The sequence below is a fragment of the Mesobacillus subterraneus genome, from assembly GCF_020524355.2.
Lineage (GTDB): Bacteria > Bacillota > Bacilli > Bacillales > Cytobacillaceae > Mesobacillus > Mesobacillus subterraneus_C.
The window spans coordinates 3,869,352-3,894,912 of the sequence record NZ_CP129019.1 but is presented as its reverse complement, the minus strand read 5'-3'; the positions used below and the strand labels follow the sequence as shown (position 1 = coordinate 3,894,912).

Below are 25,561 nucleotides of genomic sequence, written 5' to 3'. Positions count from 1 at the left end.
GGAGAGTTTTAACATGAAAAAGAAAATGAACTATTTAATCTTCCTTTTAACAATCATGTTTATGGTTGCTTGTACGACCGTAGAAGATGCATCCATTATAGATGAAGAAACAGGTTCAAAAGAAGAAGAAGTAACCAAGGTTAATACAAATGAAAATAGTGAAAAAGAAGAAACTGTTACTACGATGGATGAGGAGCGAGAAGTAGAGGAAACACCAGGCCAATCCAATGATGAACTGTTTTCAGGATACAAACTAATTGAAGTTGATGGCGGTGATTTGTCTGGATATCGTGAACCTAACGTCGTCGTTGACATTGGTTATGGGGACCGTGAATATTGGGCATTTACGAACGAATACGGACAGCTAGTACGTGTCATTGCTGAAGAAATCATTTTACAAGATGATCGTAATGAACCTGTATTATCTTCTGGCAGGTACTACTCTGATGAAGCAAAGGTTCCCGGTGTCGTAAGTGACGTTTTAGATGAAGGGCATGTTATTGCTGATTCTCTCGGAGGAGTATCGAATGCTTATAATATAACCCCACAAGATAGTGCACTCAACCGACATGGTGATCAAGCTTATATGGAAGAAGTGATCCGCAGCGCAGGCGGAGCCACTAATTTTGAAGCAATTATCACCTATCCCAATACGAAAACGCAGATTCCTTCAAGATATCAGTATACCTATACTTTGATGGGTAACGAAATCGTTGATACATTTGACAATGCGAACCCTGATGCAATAAACGAATCAATCGATTCAACAGGCAGTGAGCCTTCCGATTCAACGGATTCAAACACAAACGGTGATATTTCTAGTGTTGATACAAACGGCAATGGACAGGTAACGATAAAAGAAGCAAAAGATGCAGGTTTCAGTATGCCGATCACGAGCGATCATTGGTTATACCCCTATATGGACGATCGCGATAACGACGGTATGGTTGGTGAGTAAGCCCCTAGAGCATTGAGGCAAAATAAATGAACGAAAGAACATTTTCTCATTGGACGATTAATAACAAATTGCGAATGAGTGTCTTTACAGAAACAATAATTTTATATGATGAAGGTATAATTATCCTTCACTAACAGATACGTTGATCCAGCAGGATTAACGGCCTTTTGTTGAATTCTATATTATGCTAACGAAGCAGGTAGGCGGAATAAGGATATTCTATTGTTTATCTAATAACATAACTATGAGAAAGTTCAGTTAAAAGGGGATAAGATAATGGATAATTGGTTGTTTGTTTTCATCATAACCTTCATCGGGAATATTGTTTTAGTATATGGAATTGGATCTATTATTGGTGGAGATAATATTGAATTCATTTATTTACTTTTGTTTATTTTTCAATTTTCTTTTACCACGACAATACTATTTCAGATATTGCATAGAGTGAAACAAATGGAAAAAAAGGAATACCATAAAGAGTAATATTTAATTCTTTTCAAAAAATGCGTTCAATACATTACGTTTTAAGTTTAGGGATCTCCTTTTGGGTGCGTTGATCTTGGAAGGATTAACGCACTTTTTGAGTGTGTTGAAGAAGGAAATAGCTCCTTTTGGAAGAGTTATAACTTTTAAATAAAACTTTATAAGGAGTTCTTATATTGAAAAAGATACTTGTACTCTTACCTGTGAGTTTAATTTTAATAGTAACAATTGCAGTTTTTAAAGTTAAGGAAAATAGTATAGAATATACAAGTTTGAGTAAGAGTCAACTTCCGATAGCGATCCGAAAAGATTTACAAAAAAATCCTGATGATAAATTCACTATTTACAATGATGAAAAGTTTACTTATGTATTATATAAAGCTGAACATAAGACTAATGAATATATGAATACGGATTTAACACTAACTGAGCAGAATGGAAATTATGTTGTTAATGCCATTATTGACATAGCATCAGACGAAACCAATGTTGCTTACGACAAAATAATTAGGTTTAAAAAAGTCCCCCAAAAGGATATTGAGCTAAATGAAATCGACAAAAGATAAATATCCTTACCGCATTAACGAGGCAGTTTAGTGAAGGCAAATTTGAGTTCCCAACAAGACTCAAAATAACCGGAGATTCTCCGGTTAGAGTAAAGAATATGGCTCGGTTGGGTGGAAATAAGCGGAGAATTTCCGATTAAATGGTGCTCCGCTTATTAATCAACTCGCTGCTGCTTCCCTTATCCGTGACCGGGCTGTGCGTGGCAGAAAAAAGTATTCTTGAATAACCACGGACCGCTTATTGAACTCCCTCAGTTAGATACGATTATCTCTCGAATACTCACTTATTCGCAGGATTTCAAATCACTTGAAAGAATAGTAGGGGATTGATTGAATGAGTTTGAACATTATGGCTACAAGAAGGCGTACTTTAATAAAGGATTTAATGCTAAATCCAATGATTTCCATATAATGCACGTTTTCTCCACGCTACCCTTGGAGGTTTTCACTCCCATGTCTCAACGGGTCAAATGCCCTCTCATTCCTTCGTTACACATCCAAGTGGTAGAGTAGGTCTTTCTATAGGAACGGGTCGGAGCCCTTTTGTTCAATAAATCCGGTACTCGTACTTTCTTTGAGTCCTGCGAATAAGTCAGTATTCGAAAGGTATTAAATCTAAAGTGTTTCTTTAATTATCAACTAAACGTTAGGCAGCTATTGGTGAAATCGATTGGATCTTCTCGGAACGATAAGAATCATTCTTTCTGGCCATTCCTACTAATACTCTGGCGAGTTTATGGATTAATTTCATTATTGATTTCATTTTCTTCATCTTCTTCACATTAACATTATTGGCGTGCAGCTCTTTAAAATCAGGGTTGTTCATGACAAGACTCATTGTCGCTAAATACAAAAACCGCCGTAAACGAGATCTGCCACGCTTAGAAAGGACAATTTGTCCTTTCCATTTACCTGAACTGGCCTCTGAAAGATGTAATCCAGCATGGCGCAATAGAGAATTACCATGCGCAAAACCACTGAGGTCACCTGATTCCAAGAATGCCTGCAATTGCAATTTCACTAATTCCTTTGATGGCAAGCAACTTTCTTGCGAAAGGAATTTGTTTAAGTAGGGAAGTGACTTCTTGTTCAACTCGTTCAAGTTGCACAGTGGCTAAATCAAACTCTTCAATTAACTGTTCCAAGTGTAGTTTATAAGCATCGAGTGCTTGTCGAGTGCCGACTGAATGCACAGCTAATTCAATTAACGCTTGTGCTTTTTTTATCCCAGGTTGTCTTTTCATTTGGGATTTCCAGCCTTCAACGATATCAACTGCTTTCATTGAGCGAAGTTCAAGTGGTGTCGGGAATAGGCGAAGAGTCGCCATAGCTCCTTTGCCTTTAACATCTTTGAATACCTGTCGAAGTTCTGGAAAAACAATATCGACCCAACGGTTGATTTGATTGATGGCACTAACAAGTCTCTTAACCGTCATATCACGGTTAGACATTAAAACTCTTAGTTTTTCAAAGGTCTCAGAACTATGATGAATAAAGGAATAATAACCATTCTTGACCATATCAGCGATGACGAGAGCATCTTTTTTATCACTTTTCGATCGGCTATTATCACGGTTTTCTTTATTCTTTTTGACGAGATGAGGGTTAACAGTTACTGCTTCAATGTCTTGGTCATAAAGCCATTTTGAAAGGTTAATCCAGTAATGTCCTGTAGGTTCCATACCAACGATAGTGGAAGCAAATCCTCTTAAGGTTTTTAACTGGTTTATCCACTCTAGTAATTTAGCAAAACCTTCTTCATTATTTTCAAATGTAATTGGATCTCCGACTATTATTCCACGGAAATTCACAGCTCTAGCTACGTGTAATTCTTGTGCAATATCCACACCAACCACAAGGTGGCTATCTGAAATTCTTTCTATTAGTTGATTTTGTTTGTCCTGCATTTTAAACTTCATAGTAAGGGTTCCTCCTAGGGTTTTGAGTTAGAGTGGTGTCTATACTCATATCTTACTGAGGAACCTTATTTTTTTCAAAGTTGAGAATTAGCTCTCTACAGGAATTCTATTGGGTGCTTAAGCTGTATAAAAATGAATTTATTTTTTTAAACTGAAAGTACAAGTAATTAGAAAAATAGCGTGTTAGAACTGTTTTCAGTTTGCATACCATTTTCATTAATAAGATTTGTATCCTTTCTGTTATTTGTAGAGTATCAAGCACTGGATGATATATATTGCTGGACTTTTTGTTATGATGTTTTTATCAGAAAAGTCTTTTAATATGGGAGTTTACTCTATGGTGCAAATTGAATTTATGAAAAATGATGAAGTCGATATTGTTGCTAAGTTCATTTCGGAAATTAATAGTGTTGAAGAATCGCATATTGGTTATTGTGGCAAGGATCCTAAGGAGATTGCTTATTCATTAAGGGAGGATATTTCGGATATCCCCTGTGATCACTGCTTCTTGACTGTCTATGAGGAAGGTAGACTTATTGGTGTATTAGGTTTTGATGCAGATCTAGAAAGCAATAGTGCGGAAGTTTGGGGTCCATTTGTTAAGTGTGATAGGCGGGATATTGTTAATCCCCTTTGGAATAGAATGATTGAATTACTTCCCGAAGAAATAAACTCGATTAGTTTATTTCCTAATAGCAAAAACAAACAAGTCCTTCAACTTGCTAACGACTTTTCATTTACCAGACATAGTGACCAAACCATATTGAATTTCAACCGAAATAGAACGGCTGAATTAGATGAGGTCCCTATTTTAGAATTAAAGGAAGAGTATTTTAAAGAAATGAAACAGCTGCATGATCAATCTTTTCCTGATACTTATTACAATGGGCAACAAATTATTGCCCGACTGAATGAGGATAGGAAGGTTTTTATAATTGTTAAAAACGGTCATCTAAGCGGCTATATTTATGTTGAAGCTCAACCTGAATATGGAGAAGCGAGTATTGAGTTTTTTGCTGTTGAGGAAAGTGAGAGAGGAAAGGGAATAGGACGCGAGCTATTAACTGTTGCACTAAAATGGCTTTTTACGATTGAGAGTATCGAATCGATTACGCTTTGTGTTAATTCAAGTAATCAGAATGCTATAAATCTGTATAAGAAAGTTGGATTTCAACATGTACATGATTTATGTTTTTTTACAAAAAGCTTATAACTGAACACAGGATTAGAAAAACAATATGTTTTAACTTGAAATTTTGGTATAATTTTACCAAAATACTAAAGCAAGAGGTACCTACTTTGACTAAATCTAAACTGCAATCTTGGCTGATTCAAATTTTGCTTATATTGACGATCATTTATGTTTCTACAAAGATTTCATTTATGTTTGAGCCGATTGGAATCTTCATCTCAACGGTGTTCTTTCCGATTCTGATTACTGGATTCCTCTATTTCCTGCTGAATCCGGTGGTGGATTTTCTTGAACGAAAGAAACTTCCTCGGGTACTCGCAATATTGATTATTTATGTGGTGTTTGGGGCGCTTCTTGTTTTGGCGATCGGGAATTTGGTTCCGGCGGTTTCCAAGCAGGCGACAGAACTTGCGAATGATTTACCTGTTTTTGCGGACAAAACGACGGAGTATTTTTATGATGTTGTTCAGTCTTCTGAGTTTAAAAGCTTTAGGGATGAACAGCGGGAAATGATTGATACGGTGCAGGAGCGCGTCATTGAGTATGCAAACACGATGCCGACCAAACTGACGAATGGACTCAAAGGGTTTTTAGGTATTATTACCAATATCGCGATCATCCTTGTTACCGTCCCATTTTTATTGTTTTACATGTTCAAGGATGGGCACAGGTTCCCGCTTGCTGTTTCAAAGTTCATCCCGAAAGATTATCGGGAGGAAGGGCTTAAAATCCTGAAAGAAACGGGAGAAACACTGGCTGCATATATCCAGGGGCAGGTTACCGTCGCTTCCGCTGTTGGGATTTTGGCTTTTATCGGGTATCTAATCATTGATTTGCGCTATGCATTGATCCTCGCGCTAATCGTCGCCTTCACAAACATTATCCCGTATGTCGGGCCGATTATTGGCGGCGCGCCTGCAGTGCTGGTTGGTCTCTTTGATTCCCCGACAAAGGCTTTGCTGGTAGTGGTGGTGATCCTGGTGGCGCAGCAAATTGAAGGGAATTTGCTGTCTCCACTAATTCTAGGCAAAACCCTGGACACCCATCCGGCAACGATCATCATTATTTTATTGGCTGCCGGAAATCTGGCCGGCGTACTGGGGATGGTGTTAGCTGTCCCAACCTACGCCGTCACAAAAACAATCGTATTGAACCTGGTCCGATTTTTAAGAGCCAGGAAACGAGCAACGATTACCACAGACGTAATCTGAGTCATAAACTAACATGAGAATCCTGTCCTAAATCTTTGGGCGATAGAGCTATCTGTATAGAAGCTACTATCGCTTTTTTTAATATGAAGGTAATTTCATGTGCCATTTATGGCGCAATAAATCCTCTTATGGTTACATAAAAGATGGTTAACTTTACAAAAGCAGAGCTGGCCTATGATATCCATTTTCTTATTTGCCACGATCCAATGGTTAGGTGTTTTGGTTTCGTATTTGATTTTTGTTGTTCGGTCTTGAGTACGAAACTTTTTCCATAAAAGTACTAGGGCTTTTCCATACTTAGAACTCCATAACTGAACATAATAAAAGAGGGTTTTTATTAAAGTATGGAGGACGAAATTGTATGAGCGGAACAAAAGATGAACTTAAAGAACAGCTTAGAGTGCTGACAGCTCGCAGGGACCGGATGCAGAAGAATCTCTATGAGGTGGAGAAGGAAATTGCGGAAATCACCAATAAGCTAGCTAAGTTAAGATAGTGACTGCAGCAAAGAGGAAGCGGTAAAAACCAGGCAGCTTCCTTTTTGCTTCTTTTAAGAGGAATTTACTTCTCTTCATCGAATTCAATAAAGTTGGTGGATAAAGGTCGGAAATGAAGGTGGTATTCGGGTGAAGTTCAATCGTTTGGGATGGTTAATACTTTTTCTCTTATTCTTATTTTTTCTTGGACTATTTTATATTGAAGTGTCCGTTTATTCAGTGCTGCCTCCAGAACTAGGCGGAATGAGTTTTTGGACAGAATTGAAGAATGTCTGGTATCGTTCTGTATCGTTTTATGCCATGGTCATGATTGTTTCCTTTTTTCTTTATGTTCGTATTATACATAAATGAAAGTGCCAAAAATAAAAATGTCCCTCCATATGCGGAAGGACATCATAACTATCAGTTATCGTTTGCGAGTTCTTTTCGATTGGGAGCCAGTGGTGGCTGTTCTAACCATTTGTTTTTTTCCATAATATCAAACCATTTCTTTGTCACCATTAAATTTTTCAGGATTATCGTTTCATAAGTAGTGATAAGGTCGGTCCGCATGGCAGATGCCAAACCAGTACCGTGATAGACTTGAGCAGCCTGGAACAAGAAGCCGGTGTGATACATCATCAGCTTGTCTGAAAAAGGAGAGTCCGTGGCTGTTGTGACTTCTGTTTCCCATGACCGGGGAATTGGCAGGTTATCCTCGTGCATGATTTTTCCAAAGGTTTGTATTTGCTGGTCAGCTGTTTTCTCTGAATCCGAGAAGAACTTTCGAAGTTCTTTTGATTGAGCAACTTGGCTGAAAGCAATAGATAGAGTTTTAGCCATAATATTCTTTTTAAGGTTGAAGGAAATACTGATAATTTCTGTGGCAGATAAACTTCTTCCTTTTCCAAATATCCCGTCCGTAAAATCCTTGCTCTCAATTAATTCAGGGTTCTTGGCAGGGTAAAACAGAGGGTCTCTTTGGAAACTGCCTTTCTCGAGTAAAAGTTCAATTGTCTGGTGGTACATTCTTTTACCATCAGAATCACATGAATCGTAAAAATTCCGTAAGTCTTTTCTGACTGAAACTCCTAAGGCAGTCACGTGTCCGACCAATCCATGCAATGTCATGATATGTAAATAATTCAAACAAAAAATGTCTGAAAACAATCTTTTTGCACCTTTAATTAGATCCGCTTCACTAAACCCGATAGGAACTGGAAACCCTTCATTTTCTAAAAATGTTTTCATTTGATTCTTTTGGCGTTCGAATGTCGAAATGGCATCCTCGAAAATTGCCTTGATGGCTTCATCTTCAATAATTGTGTACATATATCGATTCACTGTATCGATCATTGTCCCGTTTACATATTCGCCCCACAAGGTTCCTATTTCAGAAGAAGTTAGTTGTATTTTATCCTTGTCCATATTTTCACCTCCACAGTATTATTTCCTCATTCAGGAAAAATATGAATATTCATGTGTCCAAGATTGGTATTTAATATCAAGTATTTTTGTTATCGAGTTCTTATTGCCAATTGTGATTTTTTTCGGGGGGGAACAGAAGGTCTTAGTATCTCTTGTTACTTATGAATTAGAAAACTACAATTTAAATAATAAAATTCTAAAAAAAATGAACTTTCCATGATGGTTATGACTCTTACATAGGAGCGGGGTGAGGGGATGAATGTTGTCCGGTTGGTGAAAAAGGCCAAAAGAGGCAGTAAGGATGCGTTGCTGGAGTTGATTATGGCGGAGAAGGATGCCATGTACCGGCTTGCTTTAACATATATGAAGAATGAGCATGATGCGATGGATGTGCTGGAGGAGATGATTGTCCGGCTTTATGAAAGCATTGGTCAGCTGAAGAAGGAAGAGGCTTTTTACAGCTGGAGCAAGACCATCCTTGTGAATCTTTGTAAAACAACGCTTCGCAAACAAAAGAAGGTTGTGTTGATCGATAACTGGCTGTCTTCCAAAGAGGAGGAGCAAGTCGAATCCGCTGAATCGAATGGGCAGCAATTAGAGATTGCCGAAATGCTATCGATTTTAAATGCAAATCAAAAAGAAGCGATTCAGTTGAAGTATCTTCTCGACCTTGATTATCAAAGTATTGCGGATTTGACGAATGTTCCGGTGGGGACGGTAAAATCGAGGGTGTTTCAGGGATTAAGGAAAATGAAGGAGCATTTTGGGGGTGAAGGCATTGAAAAAGATAGAGGAAGTGTTGAATGAGGAGAAGAGGCGCTTAGCTGACATGGCACCTCCGCCAGATTTCGAAGCGAGAATGCGCAGCGCCCTTGATGCAAAGCCTTCAATCAAGCAGAAGCGAAGGAATCCCTACGTGATCATGGCTGCTGTTGGCGTTTTGTGCTTTATGCTGATTGGCTATAATTACAATGCCTTAGCCTTTTATGGGAAAAAAATCTTTGGTTATGAGGAAATTATGACTGGAACAATGAAGGACTTGAATGATAAAGGCATGGGGCAAATCATTGATAAAAAAACGACATTGAGTGATGGAACAGAGCTGATCATTGACGGGATCATGACCGATCCGAATCAATTGGTTATGTACTATACACTCTTCAATCCTCAGGGTCTTGAGGATTCACTGGACTACGCCTTTATTGGTGATGAAATAACAGGTTTTCTTACCAATGCCCATAGTGGAGGCAGCATGTCAAAGGTGAATGATGCCGGCACAGAAATTAAAGGGACGATGTATTTTGATCCAGTCAGTCCATTTTCGAAGAAACTGACTTTGCATTTTTGGCAAGGGGAAGAACATCGGGAAGGGAGCATCACTTTTCCTTATGATCCAAACAAAGCCATGCAGACACAGATAAAACAGTCTATTAAAGAGACGGTAAAGGTCGATAAAGGTTCAGTTACTTTCAAAACGATTACAGCGACCCCAACTTTAACAGTGATCGAAGGGAAAATGGACGTGGATAATTTTAATCGACTCCATTTTGGCTTTGAAGGGGTCAAGTTAATGGCAAATGGTCAATCCATCGACAATATGGGTTATGGTGTACAGAGCACGTTTAATGGAAGCAAGTTCGATTTGCGTTTCGATGGTCTGCCTGAAGAGCTGCATTCTCTAGAATTGGTTTTTAACGAGTTTGTTGGATACCAGAAACTATCGGAACAGATCCCACTTGGTAACAATACGCACCATGATCTTGAAGGAAAAGATCTTTGGATTAAAAGCGTCGTTCCTACTGAGCGTGGAATTGAAATCACGATTGAAACAGACTGGAACCTACTGCTTGACGGCGTTTCTATTCAAAGTGGGGACAAAGTGACTCCTTTAAAAACAACGATTGGCCAGAGATTGGACAGAAATACAGATAAATTCACCAGTGAGCGGACGATGGTCTTTGATACGAAGTCCATGCCAGAGGATCTGCTCATCGAAGGGTTCCATTATGTGAAAAACTACAATCATAAGATTGAGATTCCGGTTGATTAGTTGGTGTGTATGGATCAGGGTCAGGAATAGAGGGGTGGCAATGAAGCAAGCTACTTTACAATGTTAGTCATTCTCTTTGAACACTAGATTGTAGATTTATCAGTGATTTGCGAATTCCGGTTGTATTTTTCAGATCACTTCACTGCAAAATAAAGCGAGGGCATTGTTTTTTCAAACAGTGCCTTTTCTTATTGTTTAGGTATTTATAAAATTATTTAGTGTGGAAAACAACATGTATTTTTTAAAAGCGCCTAGCCCCTAGCCCCTCGAGTCGCTTGGCTAGCTGCGGCTCCTAACTCCTCGAGACGCTAGTCTAGTGTCGCCTCCTAGAAACTCCGAAACTTCAACTCCGCCGGCAGAAGCAAAAAGCGCTTCTTTGTCGGAGTCTCCAGTTTTCTGCGTTTCTGAACAGTCGGCTATACGGTCCGCTCAGGTGAAGTCAAAGAACGACTTCACCGGTCGGCCCTCTAGCGCTTGTCTGGGCTGAACGAGGCGCTTGCGCTTTTTGTTCTGCTTGTTATTCAGGTGTTTACTGAAATTTACATATGAAACGTCCATGTGATTTTTAAAAAGAGATTGACACTCTTAAGCGATAGGAGTAATTTATACTTATTCATTTTAATAAAAAGCCTTTATGCTGAATCTTTTGAGCGGGGGAACCGATTTTGATAAAGCTATTTTATCTTGGGGTGAATTTTAGTGATTGAAGCTAAAAAGGGATACTCTCAATCCCTAATCCGACAGCTAACTCCGTAAGCCGTGAAGAGAGAAGGGTTGATGATATGAACATTAACCATTCTTATTAGGGATGGTCTTTTTGTGTTTTTGAAAATTAATCTGACAAAGTAAGAAGGGGTAAATCTTGGCGAAAATTTTAAAAAGGAACTGGCTGAAACCTGCGCAAATCATTGTGTTTTTTTATGTCATTGCTGTATTGATCTCGGCGTCGCTCCTCAGTCTCCCTATTGCGCTCAAGCCTGGGGTGAGCTGGACTTTGATTGACGTTTTATTCACGGCAGTCAGTGCGGTGAGTGTGACAGGGCTAGCGGTGGTATCGACACCGGACACCTTTAGTACACCGGGCGTTTTCATATTAATGTTCATCCTCCAGTTTGGCGGTATTGGGATCATGACGCTTGGTACGTTTTTCTGGATGATATTACGCAGGAGGATCGGTCTTAAAGATCGGCAGTTAATCATGACCGACCAAAATCAGTCTCAAATGTCAGGTCTGGTCAAGCTCATGAGACAAATATTGGCTATCATCCTCTTGATCGAGGCGGTGGGGGCCCTTATATTAGGCACCTATTTTCTTCGTTTTTTCCCGACATGGCAAGAAGCCTATCTCCAAGGCTTATTTGCAGCGGTCAGTGCAACGACGAATGCTGGCTTTGACATTACAGGAAGTTCGCTGATTCCTTTTGCGCATGATTACTTTGTGCAAACCGTGAACATCATCCTACTAACCTTAGGTGCGATTGGATTCCCGGTATTAGTGGAAGTTAAGGAGTTCTTTTTGAATCGTAAAAAACACAATCGATCACATTTTTCCTTATATACGAAACTGACCACCTTAACATTCTTTGCGCTTATGTTCTTCGGTACATTTGCCATTCTGCTTTTTGAATATAATCATTTTTTCAAGGACTATAACTGGCATGAATCATTTTTTTATGCCTGGTTTCAATCGTCCTCCACTAGAAATGGCGGGCTTGCTACTATGAATGTGAGTGATTTCTCTAATCCTACCTTACTGCTTCTTTGCTTTTTGATGTTTATTGGAGCGTCGCCAAGTTCTGTTGGCGGCGGGATAAGGACGACTACTTTTGCGGTCATTATTTTACTGATCATCAATTTTGCAAAAGGGCATAATGCAATCAAGGTGTTTGGACGGGAGCTGCATGAGGAAGATATCCGGAAATCGGTAGTGGTTAGTTTTCTGGCGATGCTGCTCTGTTTCGCCGCTGTGGTGATCATGAACGCGACTGAAAACTTCACGATGATGGAAATCATGTTCGAAGTCAGTTCAGCATTCGGGACGACCGGCTTGTCGATGGGAATCACTCCTGAACTTAGCACGGCAGGAAAGATTGTCATTATTTCTTTGATGTTTATAGGAAGAATAGGGATTCTATCATTCATATTCCTGTTCAACCGCGGAAAGCTAGAGCCAAAATGCCATTATCCGAAAGAAAGATTGATTGTTGGATAGAGGTTTCAGGAAGTATTGGGTGAAGGAAAGTTACCCGATGCTTCCTTTTTTCATGGAACTTCCAGTCTCCTTATCCGTATATAAAACAAGGGATAGGGGGATGGAAATGAAGAAAGTATTTGAGGTTACATATAAAGGGCATCATATACAAGTGGAGAATACCTGGTTTAGTGGGGAAAAACTCTATGTGGACGGCAAATTACAGGACCAGAATCTTGGGTTTGCCTTTGATCGAGCGACTTTAAATGGGGTAATCAAAAATAGTGAAGGAGCACACCAGAATATCAAGGTCAGTCTCGGTGGTGCTATTACGGTTGAATGCAGGATCTTTATAGACAATGAATTGATTTATCCTGAATATGAGGTTTAATAGTAAACAAAAGGAGTTCAACTTAGAAGTTGAGCTCCTTTTTTACTGAATAAGAAAGCATATATTCACTTTGAGAATTGTCCAGCTCCAGCGCCTAGCCCCTCGAGTCGCTTCGGTCCTGCCAATGAAGTCAAAGAACGACTTCACAGGCAGGCCCCTCCAGCGCTTGTCGGGGCTGAACAAGGCGCTTGCGCTTTTCTTAGACGTTAAATCTTTTTCTGATCTTTCTTGCTCTGAAAAATAAAGATGCCGATGGCCACTGCTGATGCGAGTAAAAAGACTAGGATGGTGATCGTGATGTAAAGCGGGTCATTGTTTGTTTCTTCTGGTAGGAGTCTTGTTGCAATCGGACCCATAGAGAGAAATAAAGGAATCAGTATGGTGAACCAGGTTTTGGTGTAGAGAGCTGCACCGATGAAAATGACGGCACAAAGGATAATAATCAGATTGTTTTGCACTGGCGTTGCTACGAAAACGGCTTCGAAGTTTTGTGCTCTATACCAAAACATGAAGACTACCATTAATCCTGTCACAATCAGGGAGGTGCAGAAAATAAAAACATACCCCCATCTAGATTGAAAGAATCTTGGCATTATTTTGAACAAGAACAAGCCATAGCCTAGGAAGCTTACCGTGGTGATGATGAGCGCAAACCAGATCGTCCCTCGTGATACGGAAAAAGTTCCTTCGATTGCAGGACCGATACTTAAATAGGCCGAAATCAGCAGGATCATCAAAGGAACCAAACCCGCGAGCTCGCGATAATCGGTTTTCATGGATTCACCAATGCTTTTCATATAATTCTTCGGGCTGTAGCCAATGATGTGGCTGACATCTTTCCCTTCAGCCTCCGCCTCCATCAAATGAACCTCAAGTTCTTCGGTAATTTCATTAATTTCCTTGTCGTTTTTTCCTTTTGAAATCAAGTACATCCGCAGTTCTACTAAAAATTGTTCCGCTCGTTTTGAAACCATTCTGTCAATTCCCCCTTTTATTCAAAACATTGTTCACCGAGGAGCTCAATTGTGTCCAGCGGTTGATGAATTGCTCCAATTCCAGCTCGCCTTTTTCCGTCAATGAATAATATTTCCGTTTCGGTCCGGCAGTCGATTTCCTTAAGGTGGTGCTCACCAGACCTTCCTTTTGCATTCGCAGCAGAAGGGGATATATCGTTCCTTCGCTAAAAGAATGGAAGCCGTAGGACTCTAATTTGGCAGCTAATTCATATCCGTAAATTTCGCCCTCTTTGATGATGGACAAAAGGCATCCATCGAGAATCCCTTTAAGCATTTGCGTCGTATCAGCCATCTGACAGGCTCCTTTCAGTAACTTGTATTGCAAGGTATTTGATGCAAAAAATAGTACCTTGCATTACAAGATATACCATTACTATACAATATGCTATCTTGTAATGCAAGGGTTAAGGAAGAAGTCAGAAAGACGCCTCTCTCCTGGAAAGGCGTCTTCGTGATTATTTTTTCGCAACTAGCGGCCTGTCGTTTAGATACAGCTTCAGGTCGGGGCTGTTTCCAGTTATGATTTCTTCAGCTATGATTTTCGCAAGCATCTGGCTGTAAACGGTTCCATTGTCGCCGAATCCCATGAGGAAGTAGCTGTTTGGATATTCTTTATACTTACCGATGATCGGGATGCCGTCCGCAGTCCCCCCGTAAAAGGCAGCTAAATAATAGTCCGGTTCTACCTGGATGGACGGAAACATCTTGTTGAATTCTTCAATCAGTTTGTCCCGCTTATGAATGAGTTTACTGTCCCGGTCCTCAGCATAGGGAGTATTATCATCAAGACCGCCAATGATAATCCGGTTATCACTTGTAGTCCGCAAATACAGATAAGGCCTGGCTGTTTCCCATAAAAGCGTCTGGTTGTACCAGAACGTCAAATCAGCAACAGGCTTTGTCGTCACGGTATACGTACTCACGAAAGAAACCTGTTTTTCTTTCTTTAAGTCGATTCCCTCATAGCCACACGCAAATAGGACTTTGCCTGCCGAAATGGATCGACCGTCTGTGGTGGTAAGAATCACCCGTCCTGATTGCGGATCCACATGATGTCCATTCATCTCGGTGTTTTCGAAGATTTGTACACCTTTTTTAGCGGCGTAGTCTATCAGCGCATGGGTGAACTTGAAAGGGTTAAGTTCGCCATCACCATAGGAATAGATGGCGGCCTCACGGCTGAACGGATATTTTTCCTCGATTTCTTCTTTGCTGAGAAAGTCTACCTTCAGACCTTGCTCTTTTAAAAATTCATATTCTTTCCTCAGCGATTCCACATCTTCACTGCAACTTGCCGAATATAGCGAGTCTCTTCTTTTAAATTCGCAGTTGATGTCTACTGTCCTGCATGCTGCTTCTATTTCATCGATCGCTTCCTGCAAGAGTTCTAAATGTCTTGAAATATACTCCTTTCCAAAAGAGTTAACGAGGTTCGTGAACATTTTTTCCCCTGAATACTGAATGAGTGCCGTATTCGAACTCGTGCTTCCGCTGCCAATCTTCCCTTTTTCAATGACTGCCACTTTCAATCCAGAATCCGCAAGATAGTAGGCGCATTGCGAAGCTGAACTTCCTCCTCCAACGATCAGGACATCGCATTCCACATTGTCTTCCAACTGTGGATAGGAGGGGGGAGTAGGGAAAGTGGCAGGCCAATAATATGTACCAGACATTAAGTTCATGCTTGTCCCCCTGCTCATAAAGATATCAATAGTATTTCCATGATAAGCTATGGCATTCATTCAAGTTACACGCCAAGGAATAGCCTGTTTTTGCAAAATCAAACCGTTGGTGGAAAAGCAGACAGGAGTATTTGCTGACCCCTCCGTTGTATGATGCCCTTTCTTTTTACGGCAGGGAAATTGGTGTGTTTTTTCTCCGCTGAATTTTAGCCACAGCTCTCTAGTTCCTATGTCTCTATCTGCCATTTTGTGGTATCGTTGAGGGTAGAGGTGGTTGTCTTGAGGAAAAAATTAGCCTTAAGCTTTTTTATAGTGATCACACTAACAGCTTGCAATACGGATGAACCGTTTGCCTACTGGACTGAAAGGACAGATAACCAGATTCAGCGTCTTGATGAAGCGGGGATAAAGTACGAAATCAGGGAAGGCGATATCTGGGTTCGCAAGAAGGATTTGAAGAAGGTAATGGCCTGTTGCTCTTAAGGGCACGGTCTTGTTTACTGAATAAGAAAGTATAAAATTTTTTGACTTAGATTCGTGTCCAGCTCCAGCGCTTGTCGTGGCTGACCAAGGCGCTTGCGCTTTTCTTAAAATAACTGATTATTCTAATATATTTGTTGTGTCGCAGGAATAGTGGAGTTTGTAATTTTGGGAGGCGGGGGAACAGCCCTAATCCTAGGGGGGGAAGTCATTGATGATCCTGGAAAAAATGGAGCCAATCTCGATTGGAGCGATTCAAGAGAACGGCATACAGTCAGTCGTGGATTGGTTTGATGGGCATAAGGAATATTTCTATCGTTTTGGTCGACACTTTGTTCAAAATCAGCAGCAGATGGAGGAGCTTTTTTACAGGTCGATCCTGAAGGTGCATAAGGAGTATCCACGGTATAAAGAGAATTTGCCGTTCAAAATGTGGGTCACTTCAATTTTTATTCAAAACATCCGCGAGCTTCCAAGCCTGCAAGAATCAAGGGAGATGAACCCGGACCGTGAAGTGTATGCTGGATTGAATCAACTGGAAAGAGAAGCGCTGGTTCTTACATATATAACAGGTTTCACCATGGATGAGACTGCGCAGCTCCTTGAAGTTCCGTATGGAAAAATAAGGGACTTATTATTTTCCGGTATTCAGACGCTCAGAAAACAAATAGATGGAGCTGACTATCAAGGCTGTGAGCCGTTCAAAGAGCATTATATCGATTACCTGGAAAAAACGATGGAACGACCGGCAAAGATTGAGTTTGAAATCCATCTTTATAACTGCACAGAATGTCAGGAGGATTTGGCGAGCTTCCAGGAAGTCGCAATGACTCGGCTGAATGATGTTGAGGCAGGGAATGACCTGAGTGTACACCCTGAACTAATGGAAAATGTGAGAAAAAGATTGGCAGCTAAGAAGGAACATAGGATGCAGAAGACTAAAAAGCGCAAAAAATTGGCGCTTGGTTTTGCGAGTGCATTTGCTTTCATTATGGCAATCGGCTTCATTACCGGTGCATTCCCAAAGGTCTATTATGCATGGACAGAAGATGATGTGCATCTTCGAGCTTTTCTCCAGGAGGGTTTTGGTCAGAGACTGAATCTTGAAGCGGAAAGTGACGGGGTGAAGGTGAAAATCAAAGGCGTGGTGGCGGATGACATCCAGACGCTGGTTTTCTATGAAATTCATGATATGAAGGAAGACAAGCAATATTTCATGAACTTTCAGGATGGGGTGACTGTAGAGAACGAATTTGACATTATGAAACGCGACGCCTATCCGCGCTATTCTTTTCCCGATATCGAGGCGGAGATGAACAAAAGTAATAAAAACGTTTTTTATGGAAAGCTTGCACTGCCACCTCTTAAGGAAAAGCAGAGTGAAGTCAAACTGAGAATCACCAAAATTCAGGAATTGACTAATGAAGCTGGGGGATCATATGGTTTTAGAGCTGGTGAATATAAAAACGGTTACTGGAGCTTCGAGTTCCCGGTAACTAAACAGCCTGTCACTGAGTACGAAATCAATGAACCAAGAGAGCTCGAGGGCGTGGCGATCAGATTCGAAAAATTGATGGTTGCCCCTACTGCCACCTTTTTACAATTTAGCATCAATACAGAAAAACTGGAGAAGCGAATCGATTTCCTCAATTTTAAATCGCTGGAGGTGAATAATGAAAAAGTGGAGGCGGAGCGATATGGCAGCCACTTTATGGAGTACCAGCCGGACAATGGATGGACTGGTTTTCAAGCTTATTTTGATCCCCTTTACGGTGAGAAAGTGAAAGATTTCAGAGTCCAATTAGACTCGATCTATCTATCGATTGTAGATCATAAAAATATCGAACTTAGCGGAAATCAGACCTTCCCGCAGACAATCCAGTATGCAGGCAGCACCCTCTGGATCGATAAGACCAAAGCCGGTCAGTCTACAGAGATTATTATACGCAATGAAGATCTGGAAAGTCAGGGATATGAATCTCTTCACATTAATTTTACGGACGAAAATGGTCATCAGCCTAACATCACCCATATGGATTCCAAAGGAGTGCTCGTCGATAAAGACGGCGTCGAATATGATCCGCATAAAGGTCCAATCGACTATGAGAAATTGGAGCAGCCACGCCATTTCGTCACAGAACAATCCATGAAAGTAGAAGCCATTGAGGAACAGTCCATGAAGCTCCAGATCACTGGTTATAACACGCTAAAATACTTGGACGAAGTTTGGGATCTGGGGGCGGTTAAGATGTCTCAAGATAAGGAATAAAATGAATGCTTTTTGAGGAGGGACGGGAAAACCGTCCCTTCATTTTATTTGTTCGTGTCAGGGGTTCTTATGAAAATAAAGAAATAAAAATAAGAAAAGGCACGACTAAAGTGCCTTTTCTTATCGGAAGTACTCTATTTTGCATTTACATCTGGTTGATGAATGCCAAATATATTTCCTTCTGTATCTTTATAATACCCCTGCCACGCCATGCCAGGCAGTGCGTATTTTGGCAATGCTACTACGCCGCCATTATTAAGGATTTTAGCTTCAGTCGCATCGTAATCTTCTACGCCCATTGTACATGCATAACCATTCAAAGGCTGGTTTGATTCTGGAGGCGGACCTTGACGCTGCATTAAGGCACCGTTAATTCCAAGCGCATCTTCACTGCCAGTCACTGCCCCCAAATAAGGCATGCCAGTGTATTCGCTCCAATCTTCAAATGCCCACCCAAATACTTCACCATAAAACGTTTTAGCACGGTCCATATTATCTACATGTATTTCAAAATGCACTACTCTACCCATAATTACCTCCTGATTATAAAAATATCTTCTTGTATGTATTTTCTACAAAACTGCTGGACACTCCTTCTTCATGATGGGGTTGTACAGTTGATTTATGCATTGAGTAATTTTGCTTCTGCACGTAGTGGTGGTAAAGGAAATCATGAATAAAATCCTATTAAAGAAAATATATAAAGAATATGTAAATGGACAACTACTGGTTTCGATAATTTGAAACTATAAGGTGCTGATCTTTTGAACAGGAATAAGAATCTACAATTATTCATCTTTTTGCTTGTTTGTCTGCTTATAGTTCTCATTGTTCATGTGATCCTCCACACAAAAGTTTATGTAGTGTTCAGCGCAAGTCTTGGTTCAGTTTTCATGATTGGGCTAGTCATCTTCCTGATTGTTTACCTCTATTTAAACGGATAAAAGAGAATTGTGTGGGGAGAAGCTCCCATTTTATTCCGTGAACCTAGACAATTTCGAATTCACTTCTAATGAGCGGTTTTGAATCAGGATTTTAACTTTCTATGAGTTGGTCGATATATTGCGAAAAGTGGTCGATATATTTAAATGTAATCAAATTTTTATTTTAAAAGCGGGTAATTTTGTTGAAAATCTACCTGCGTGCTGTATTTATTAGCGATTTCAGATTTTTATTGGCGATTTTCAAGATTTATTGGCGAAAAATTAATTTTATTGGCGATAATGCGCTGTTTATTGGCGAAAATCAATTTTTATTGGCGACTTGGAAATTTTCGTTGATTTTTTCCAGTTTCGATACGAGGAAACTGTGTGTCCAAGGAATAGCAGGATTTGGGACGGGAAAACCGTCCTTTGTCTTTATAATGCTCCCAACTTCATAGCCGATCTCGCCCCGGCTTTATTTGCAAACTCCGTATAATCCACCAATTCAGCTTCGTTTTCAGGAATCCCTTTGTCGTGAAAACATGATAGGAGGGCGGCCATGAATGCGTCGCCGGCACCGGTTGTATCTACCGCTTTCACCGGGATTCCGGGAACGTGCACCAACGCATGATTATGAATGGCAGACGCTCCGTCTTTTCCTTTTGTGATAAAAAGGAAAGGGATATCCATTTTTGTGAGGTGTTCCAAACTTTTATCTTCGGTTAAAAATAGCCATTCATCCTCGGTCATTTTTACGATATCTGCCTGTCTAATGTAAGAAAGAATCGTTTCTCTGCACTGATTCTCGCTTTCCCATCGTTTCAGCCGGATATTCGCATCAAAGGCTATTAGCAAATTCTCTTCTTTGGCATATTGAAGAGCTTGTTCAGTTGTTTTTCTTGCGATTGGATGAAAAAGAGTGCCAGACCCAAAGTAAAAGATTCTATGATCCGCGAACGGCTTTTTATCGAGTTCTACAGAGGCAATCCACTCATCAGGAGTTTCGTTTAAGTACGCATGGAAATAGCGTTCTCCATGCTGATTCGAATGAATATAAACACAGCAGATTTTTTTATCTGGATGATAGGAACAAAAGGATAGATCAACATTCTCCTTTTGCAATTCTCCCTCTACAAATGTACTTGTTTCATCCATTCCCAGTTTGCATAAATAATACGAGGGAATGCCATGTCGGCTGACTCCGACGGCTACATTAACAGTCGCTCCTCCCAGTAAACGCTCATAGGTTGTATTTGATGAATCGAATGAGATGTAGTCAACTATTGGTTCACCTAGTGATATAATTCCTGGCTTTTTCAATATGTGGCTCCTTTCGTCACTGCAAAGAACGGACATCTTAAGTATTTTACGAATATTTTAACAGCTATTTCAGCTGCATGGGAAACAGAGAATGCATCACATTGAAAGTAAGGAATGCATTACATTGAAAGTAAGGAATGCATCACATTGAAAGTAAGGAATGCATCACATAGGAAGCAGGGGAAGCATCAAATAAAAAACAGGGTATGCATCACTTTGAAAGCAGAAGCATCCTACAATAAGGAATCTTCGATTAACATCCGGACATCCTACTATCAGGAGGGATGTTTTTTGAAGAATACGTGGATTGTCCTGCTAATTTTCATGCATTTTCTTTTACCATTGGAAGTAAGTGCTGAAGTCCCGCTCACGGCTGCGTTTGTCCGCGACCATCAGCTTTGGATCAAAGATGGGGAACAGGAAACGCAAATAACAAAAGGGCGGTATGTATATTCGCCGAAATGGTCTTATGATGGGCGTTTCATTGCCTATATTGATGGAGATGAACAAGGAGGTAAATCGGATTTATTCATTTATGATACGAAGGCTAAAGAAAGCTATCAGCCTTATACCAGGGTTGAAGCATCAGATTTTAAGTGGTCACCGGTAAAAAATCAATTAGCCTACAGTGATCATGGATTACTGAACGTGACAAAAGTAAAGGATGGCCGTCCGCAAGGTTTCGAGAATGTTGCACTGGGGGTAAGCGGGTTTGCGTGGTTTCCGAATGGCGAAGATTTCATTGTTTCCTCGCAATCCAGTTTGCGTCCTACCGGCTGGGGACCAGTCCCGCTGTATAAGGTCCCGGTCCATGCGAATCTCGCAAAGGAAAAAATGCAGCAATTCTATACGATCCAAACACATGAGCCAGACTTGTTTGGTATCGATGCGGACTATTTCAAATGGAGTCATGATGGAAAATGGGTCAGTTTCATTCTGATTCCTACAGCTTCCTGGTCGATGGATAGCCAAACCTTGTGTGTCCTGTCAAACCAAGGAGAACAATTTCAGTCAGTCGGTAAAATGCTGGGGTACAAGGACTGGGTGAAGTGGGCTCCCTCCTCTAACCAGCTGGCTTATATTTCAGGCGAAGGAAGATTTTTTGTTGAAAACAAGAAAACCAAAATTGCGGATATACCGATATTTAAGGAGCAGAAGGATTACACACCAGCGGGTTTCGTAGACCTTGATCTGGAATGGTACTCGCAGGATCAAGTAATCGTCGCCCGTGCAAAAGAAAACAAGGAATGGACAGAAGGGCCGGTCCCAACGATGTACACAGCTCTGTATGCAATCAATATCAAAACCGAGGAGCAAAAACAAATCGCTTTTCCGAAAAAGAATGAACTTGATATAGATCCGCAAGTGGCTGGTCGAAATCTTACCTGGTTTCGAAAAAATCCCAATGATGAGCAGGGAGATGTGTGGGTGATGGAGGGATTGAACGGGGAGGAGTATAGGTGGATTAAGAATGTTGATTCAGCCCCGGAATTTTTCATTGTAAAAGAGAAGCAATGACTTCTTCAATACTGTAAAGTTCCCTTAACCAAAAAAAGCAGCGAGCCCAAATGGCTTCGCTGCTTCAGTCATCAAGATGCTTGTTCTTTATCGGATACAGAATAAATCAGAGAATTTTCCACGCTTAGCATGCTTTTTCGCAGATCCTTCTTGTCATTAAGAATGATGACGCAAGTATCCTCAAACTCTCCAAGACCATTGATATATTTTTCATATAAAGCCTCTTCAGCTTCATCCAGATCTGTACTTTTCGGAAGTGACAGGTCAAGTCCAAGCACATACTGCTTACGCTCTGGAATCGAAGCGAGTTGCTTTCGTACGAGATAAGCAGTTGTAATTTCCTTGTATTGTGCAAGCTGGTTTATGCCGGCGAGTAGTTCTCTGCTATCTTTGTCATGAGTGATAAAGTGGTCTTTTGGCTGGATAAAATCGCACTCCACATTGGAAGCTTCCACGATTTCCTCCCACTTCTCCAGCTCTTCTCTCGTGTTTTCAAATAACTCGCTTTGTTCAGTCTCATAATAGTAACCGCATAATAGGTCAAGCGCTGGCAGGCGCAATTCCCAATCGTAGGACATAGCAAGGTGGATCAATCGAATTCCTTTTTCCGCCGTGTCCCTAGATTCCAGATAATGCTCAGCTAAAGTCAACAGTGCCCCTGCAGTTTGCGGATCTTCCGAATGCTTCTCAGCAATCTCCTCATACAAAGGAATTGCTGCTTCCAGGCTATTGAACTCGACTGTCAAATAGGCTTTTTCCAGCAATTCTTCAAGGTTGGCAACTTGTTTGTTGGTTAATTCCTCGTATCGTTGCTTTGAATCATTAAAGTTTTCAATTTCTTCTTTCCAGCTATCCTGATTGTAGTCGACCCACATTTTATTAAAGTCATTGATCACTCGACCTGGGAATGCCAGGAAATAGTTCAGTGCAGATTCTTTTGGCTTTTCCGGCACTTCGGCTTCTATTGCCAATGCAGCAAGTCTGTCCCTTAAACACGGGTGAGTGTCTGTCATATAACTTTCCTCAGCCAGCTGCTCATTGAAATATTCGGCTGATTTTTGTTCACTAAGTGACTGGAACTTCTCAGTGAAATTCGAATATGGTTGAGGAACACTGTTCGTCTTCGCACATTCTTCAAACAGCTCGCTGTAAAAATCACGGTAGTAATATGGAGCTGCCACAGAGATCAGCGTCAATGCTTCGCCCATCGCCGGCGAGGATGTTGCTAAGGCTGCCGAACGGTCTGCAGCGTATTCTTCCTGCCTTGCCATCGCAAATGTATAGGCGTCAAACCTCGGATAAAACCATTGGAAGAATTTTTTAAAGATGAAGGTGCCGAATTGTTCGTTTTCCTCCAATGAATGCAATAGACAGCTCCAGCTCATTCGCAGACGGTATATTCTCGCGCCGAGGGCAGTGTCAGAATTAGAGATATGGGCAAGCTCATGAGCAAGCACAGCAGTAAACTGTTGCTGGGAAAGTGTGGATAGAAGCGGAATTCCAATGGCAAGGACATTTCGCTTTTTCCCGAACATACCATAGCTTGAAATTTGTGCGACGGAGGCATTAAATTCACTATCAAGTACAATTGCATCAATAGGCGGGGCGTTCAATCTAAGGCGCAGTGTGTCGATGATCTCGAACAACCTTGGAGCTTCCTCCCGTTGCAGGTAATACCCTTCTGGCATTTCCATTTTCACAATCAAGGCCTTGATAATGAAGAATGACAGAGTTCCCGTCAAGAGCAGAACTTTCACATTTCCAAAGGTAAAATTCCCATCAGCAATCATGGCAATTGAAATGGTCATCAAAAATAAAAACAACGACAAAAACAATGCAACATAACCAAAACCAAGTCCAGTAAGCATGATGACCTTGAACCTGTAAAGCTTCGGGTTAGCAGAAGCCTGCTTTTCAAGCTTGTTTACCAACTTTTCAAACTCTTGAACTGTCATTCTCATTCCCCTTTATTAAGTGATCGATAGTATTATATCAGGGAGGAAGTTATTGCTAAAAGATGTTTTTTATTGGAAAATATTAAAATATTAGAGATTGAGGAAATTATACTTTTATTTGCGTATAAATCGCGTTAATTTCCAATAGAAACTTGGACTTGGGGTTATTCGAAGGTACGATAAGGGAAGAACGATACCCTTATGCAGTTGTTTGTGTCCACATAAGGATACGATAAGGAAAAAACGATACCCTTATGCAGCTGTTTGTGACCACATAAGGATACGATAAGGGAAGAACGATACCCTTATGCAGTTGTTTGTGTCCACATAAGGGTACGATAAGGGAAGAACGATACTCTTATGCAGCTGCTTGTGACCACATAAGGATACGATAAGGGAAGAACGATACCCTTATGTAGCTGCTTGTGACCACATAAGGGTACGATAAGGGAAGAACGATACCCTTATGCAGTTGTTTGTGTCCACATAAGGGTACGATAAGGGAAGAATGATACCCTTATGCAGTTGTTTGTGTCCACATAAGGGTACGATAAGGGAAGAACGATACCCTTATGCAGCTGCTTGTGACCACATAAGGGTACGATAAGGGAAGAACGATACCCTTATGCAGTTGTTTGTGTCCACATAAGGATACGATAAGGAAAAAACGATACCCTTATGCAGCTGTTTGTGACCACATAAGGATACGATAAGGGAAGAACGATACCCTTATGCAGTTGTTTGTGACCACATAAGGGTACGATAAGGGAAGAACGATACCCTTATGCAGCTGCTTGTGACTACATAAGGGTACGATAAGGGAAGAACGATACCCTTATGCAGCTGCTTGTGACCACATAAGGATACGATAAGGGAAGAACGATACCCTTATGTAGCTGTTTGTGACCACATAAGGATACGATAAGGGAAGAACGATACCCTTATGCAGTTGTTTGTGTCCACATAAGGGTACGATACCCTGAATTATGTATTTCTAAGAACCGTAATAAATCCATCCAGAATTTGATGGCTTATTTTAAAGCCTTTACTTTTGTAAAAGTTCAGGGCGGCATCATTGCCGTTGGATACATAGATGAATTGGTCTTGAATGTCATCCAGGGAATCTAGCCATTCCTTGGATTTTTCAAACAGTACCGACCCGATGCCCATGCTGCGGTAGCCTTCTTTTATATAAAATTGCGAAAGGCAGCCGACATCACTTCCTTTTACGGATTCCATAGCAAAGAAAGTAGCAAAAGCACTTGAATACACTTCTTTTGGCGAGACATTGCTATACACGTATCCGACAATCTCATCGCCATCCATCGCGGCAATGATATGATTCGCCTTCGCGTTTTTAACCGAGGGGATCATTCTGGTTTCAAAACTCATGCCATCAAAGAGCTCGGGGCGAAAAGTGGCTAGTGACTTTTGATAGATCATCAACTCATTGCAAAGATCTTTTACCAGGCTAATCTGATCATCAGGAATAAGCTCATAACGGATTGGCATCATCCAACTTCCTCTCTTAAC

General features: G+C 40.7%; 23 protein-coding genes, 1 pseudogene and 1 riboswitch. Of the genes and pseudogenes, 15 read left to right on the top strand and 9 right to left on the bottom strand.

Annotation, left to right across the window (positions count from 1 at the left end):
• Window positions 1–13: 13 nt before the first annotated feature.
• The 3 genes from LC048_RS20275 to LC048_RS20265 all read left to right on the top strand — a co-directional run bounded on the left by LC048_RS20275 (window position 14) and on the right by LC048_RS20265 (window position 2,007).
• The gene (locus LC048_RS20275) at window positions 14–958 is read left to right on the top strand and encodes a DNA/RNA non-specific endonuclease (protein ID WP_226605631.1); all 945 of its coding nucleotides are present in this window, start codon (window positions 14–16) and stop codon (window positions 956–958) included.
• Window positions 959–1,234: 276 nt separating this feature from the next.
• Window positions 1,235–1,441 (top strand): hypothetical protein, encoded by a 207-nt coding sequence (locus tag LC048_RS20270; RefSeq protein WP_226605629.1) that lies wholly within the window; start codon window positions 1,235–1,237, stop codon window positions 1,439–1,441.
• A gap of 176 nt (window positions 1,442–1,617) precedes the next feature.
• Window positions 1,618–2,007, top strand: coding sequence for a hypothetical protein (locus tag LC048_RS20265; RefSeq protein WP_226605626.1), 390 nt, complete (start codon window positions 1,618–1,620; stop codon window positions 2,005–2,007).
• Window positions 2,008–2,653: 646 nt separating this feature from the next.
• Here LC048_RS20265 and LC048_RS20260 read toward each other — a convergent pair.
• Window positions 2,654–3,926: pseudogene (locus LC048_RS20260) on the bottom strand (IS110 family transposase).
• A gap of 337 nt (window positions 3,927–4,263) precedes the next feature.
• Here LC048_RS20260 and LC048_RS20255 point away from each other — a divergent pair.
• The 4 genes from LC048_RS20255 to LC048_RS20240 all read left to right on the top strand — a co-directional run bounded on the left by LC048_RS20255 (window position 4,264) and on the right by LC048_RS20240 (window position 7,177).
• Window positions 4,264–5,139 carry a GNAT family N-acetyltransferase gene (locus LC048_RS20255; protein WP_226606947.1) on the top strand — a complete coding sequence of 292 codons (876 nt, stop codon included), beginning with the start codon at window positions 4,264–4,266 and terminating at the stop codon, window positions 5,137–5,139.
• A gap of 86 nt (window positions 5,140–5,225) precedes the next feature.
• Window positions 5,226–6,329, top strand: a complete 1,104-nt coding sequence (locus LC048_RS20250; RefSeq protein WP_226606944.1) for an AI-2E family transporter — start codon at window positions 5,226–5,228, stop codon at window positions 6,327–6,329.
• A gap of 361 nt (window positions 6,330–6,690) precedes the next feature.
• A complete protein-coding gene (locus tag LC048_RS20245) occupies window positions 6,691–6,825 on the top strand; it encodes a hypothetical protein (RefSeq protein ID WP_264188540.1) in 135 nt (44 codons plus the stop codon).
• Between the two features lie 130 nt (window positions 6,826–6,955).
• Window positions 6,956–7,177 (top strand): hypothetical protein, encoded by a 222-nt coding sequence (locus LC048_RS20240; RefSeq protein ID WP_226606942.1) that lies wholly within the window; start codon window positions 6,956–6,958, stop codon window positions 7,175–7,177.
• A 51-nt stretch (window positions 7,178–7,228) separates the two neighbouring features.
• On the opposite strand, the gene LC048_RS20235 is transcribed toward LC048_RS20240, so the two are convergent.
• Entirely contained in the window at window positions 7,229–8,233 is a 1,005-nt protein-coding gene (locus tag LC048_RS20235) for a DUF3231 family protein (RefSeq protein ID WP_226606940.1), read from the bottom strand.
• Between the two features lie 255 nt (window positions 8,234–8,488).
• On the opposite strand from LC048_RS20235, the gene LC048_RS20230 reads away from it, so the two are divergent.
• From LC048_RS20230 to LC048_RS20215, 4 genes are all read left to right on the top strand, one after another.
• A complete protein-coding gene (locus tag LC048_RS20230; RefSeq protein WP_226606938.1) occupies window positions 8,489–9,040 on the top strand; it encodes an RNA polymerase sigma factor in 552 nt (183 codons plus the stop codon).
• Window positions 9,012–10,283, top strand: coding sequence for a DUF4179 domain-containing protein (locus tag LC048_RS20225; RefSeq protein WP_226606937.1), 1,272 nt, complete (start codon window positions 9,012–9,014; stop codon window positions 10,281–10,283). The genes LC048_RS20230 and LC048_RS20225 overlap by 29 nt, the downstream gene beginning before the upstream one ends.
• A gap of 625 nt (window positions 10,284–10,908) precedes the next feature.
• A riboswitch (cyclic di-AMP (ydaO/yuaA leader) is annotated at window positions 10,909–11,057 on the top strand.
• 88 nt (window positions 11,058–11,145) lie between these two features.
• A complete protein-coding gene (locus LC048_RS20220) occupies window positions 11,146–12,495 on the top strand; it encodes a TrkH family potassium uptake protein (protein WP_226606935.1) in 1,350 nt (449 codons plus the stop codon).
• A gap of 106 nt (window positions 12,496–12,601) precedes the next feature.
• Complete coding sequence (locus LC048_RS20215; protein ID WP_226606933.1) at window positions 12,602–12,865, top strand: hypothetical protein; 264 nt, start codon at window positions 12,602–12,604, stop codon at window positions 12,863–12,865.
• Window positions 12,866–13,071: 206 nt separating this feature from the next.
• On the opposite strand, the gene LC048_RS20210 is transcribed toward LC048_RS20215, so the two are convergent.
• The 3 genes from LC048_RS20210 to LC048_RS20200 form a co-directional block, all read right to left on the bottom strand.
• Window positions 13,072–13,839 carry a DUF1129 family protein gene (locus LC048_RS20210; protein ID WP_226606932.1) on the bottom strand — a complete coding sequence of 256 codons (768 nt, stop codon included), beginning with the start codon at window positions 13,837–13,839 and terminating at the stop codon, window positions 13,072–13,074.
• A 4-nt stretch (window positions 13,840–13,843) separates the two neighbouring features.
• Window positions 13,844–14,173: a PadR family transcriptional regulator gene (locus tag LC048_RS20205; protein ID WP_226606930.1), complete on the bottom strand. Its 330-nt coding sequence runs from the start codon at window positions 14,171–14,173 to the stop codon at window positions 13,844–13,846.
• Window positions 14,174–14,336: 163 nt separating this feature from the next.
• Entirely contained in the window at window positions 14,337–15,563 is a 1,227-nt protein-coding gene (locus LC048_RS20200; RefSeq protein WP_226606928.1) for an NAD(P)/FAD-dependent oxidoreductase, read from the bottom strand.
• 279 nt (window positions 15,564–15,842) lie between these two features.
• On the opposite strand from LC048_RS20200, the gene LC048_RS20195 reads away from it, so the two are divergent.
• Together LC048_RS20195 and LC048_RS20190 are read left to right on the top strand one after the other, a co-directional pair.
• Window positions 15,843–16,046 carry a hypothetical protein gene (locus LC048_RS20195; RefSeq protein WP_226606925.1) on the top strand — a complete coding sequence of 68 codons (204 nt, stop codon included), beginning with the start codon at window positions 15,843–15,845 and terminating at the stop codon, window positions 16,044–16,046.
• 211 nt (window positions 16,047–16,257) lie between these two features.
• A complete protein-coding gene (locus LC048_RS20190) occupies window positions 16,258–18,312 on the top strand; it encodes a DUF4179 domain-containing protein (RefSeq protein ID WP_226606963.1) in 2,055 nt (684 codons plus the stop codon).
• 134 nt (window positions 18,313–18,446) lie between these two features.
• On the opposite strand, the gene LC048_RS20185 is transcribed toward LC048_RS20190, so the two are convergent.
• Window positions 18,447–18,842, bottom strand: coding sequence for a VOC family protein (locus tag LC048_RS20185; protein ID WP_226606922.1), 396 nt, complete (start codon window positions 18,840–18,842; stop codon window positions 18,447–18,449).
• 596 nt (window positions 18,843–19,438) lie between these two features.
• On the opposite strand from LC048_RS20185, the gene LC048_RS20180 reads away from it, so the two are divergent.
• Window positions 19,439–19,693, top strand: a complete 255-nt coding sequence (locus tag LC048_RS20180) for a hypothetical protein (protein ID WP_306048618.1) — start codon at window positions 19,439–19,441, stop codon at window positions 19,691–19,693.
• Here the strand turns inward: LC048_RS20180 and LC048_RS20175 are convergent.
• On the bottom strand, window positions 19,671–20,555 hold the full coding sequence (locus LC048_RS20175) for a carbohydrate kinase family protein (RefSeq protein WP_226606921.1): 885 nt from the start codon (window positions 20,553–20,555) through the stop codon (window positions 19,671–19,673). The genes LC048_RS20180 and LC048_RS20175 overlap by 23 nt on opposite strands.
• Window positions 20,556–20,879: 324 nt before the next feature.
• On the opposite strand from LC048_RS20175, the gene LC048_RS20170 reads away from it, so the two are divergent.
• On the top strand, window positions 20,880–22,073 hold the full coding sequence (locus LC048_RS20170; protein WP_226606960.1) for a TolB family protein: 1,194 nt from the start codon (window positions 20,880–20,882) through the stop codon (window positions 22,071–22,073).
• Between the two features lie 71 nt (window positions 22,074–22,144).
• Here the strand turns inward: LC048_RS20170 and LC048_RS20165 are convergent, their stop codons facing one another.
• Window positions 22,145–24,028 carry a M48 family metallopeptidase gene (locus LC048_RS20165; protein ID WP_306048615.1) on the bottom strand — a complete coding sequence of 628 codons (1,884 nt, stop codon included), beginning with the start codon at window positions 24,026–24,028 and terminating at the stop codon, window positions 22,145–22,147.
• Between the two features lie 984 nt (window positions 24,029–25,012).
• Window positions 25,013–25,543, bottom strand: coding sequence for a GNAT family N-acetyltransferase (locus LC048_RS20160; RefSeq protein WP_226606916.1), 531 nt, complete (start codon window positions 25,541–25,543; stop codon window positions 25,013–25,015).
• Between the last annotated feature and the right edge of the window lie 18 nt (window positions 25,544–25,561).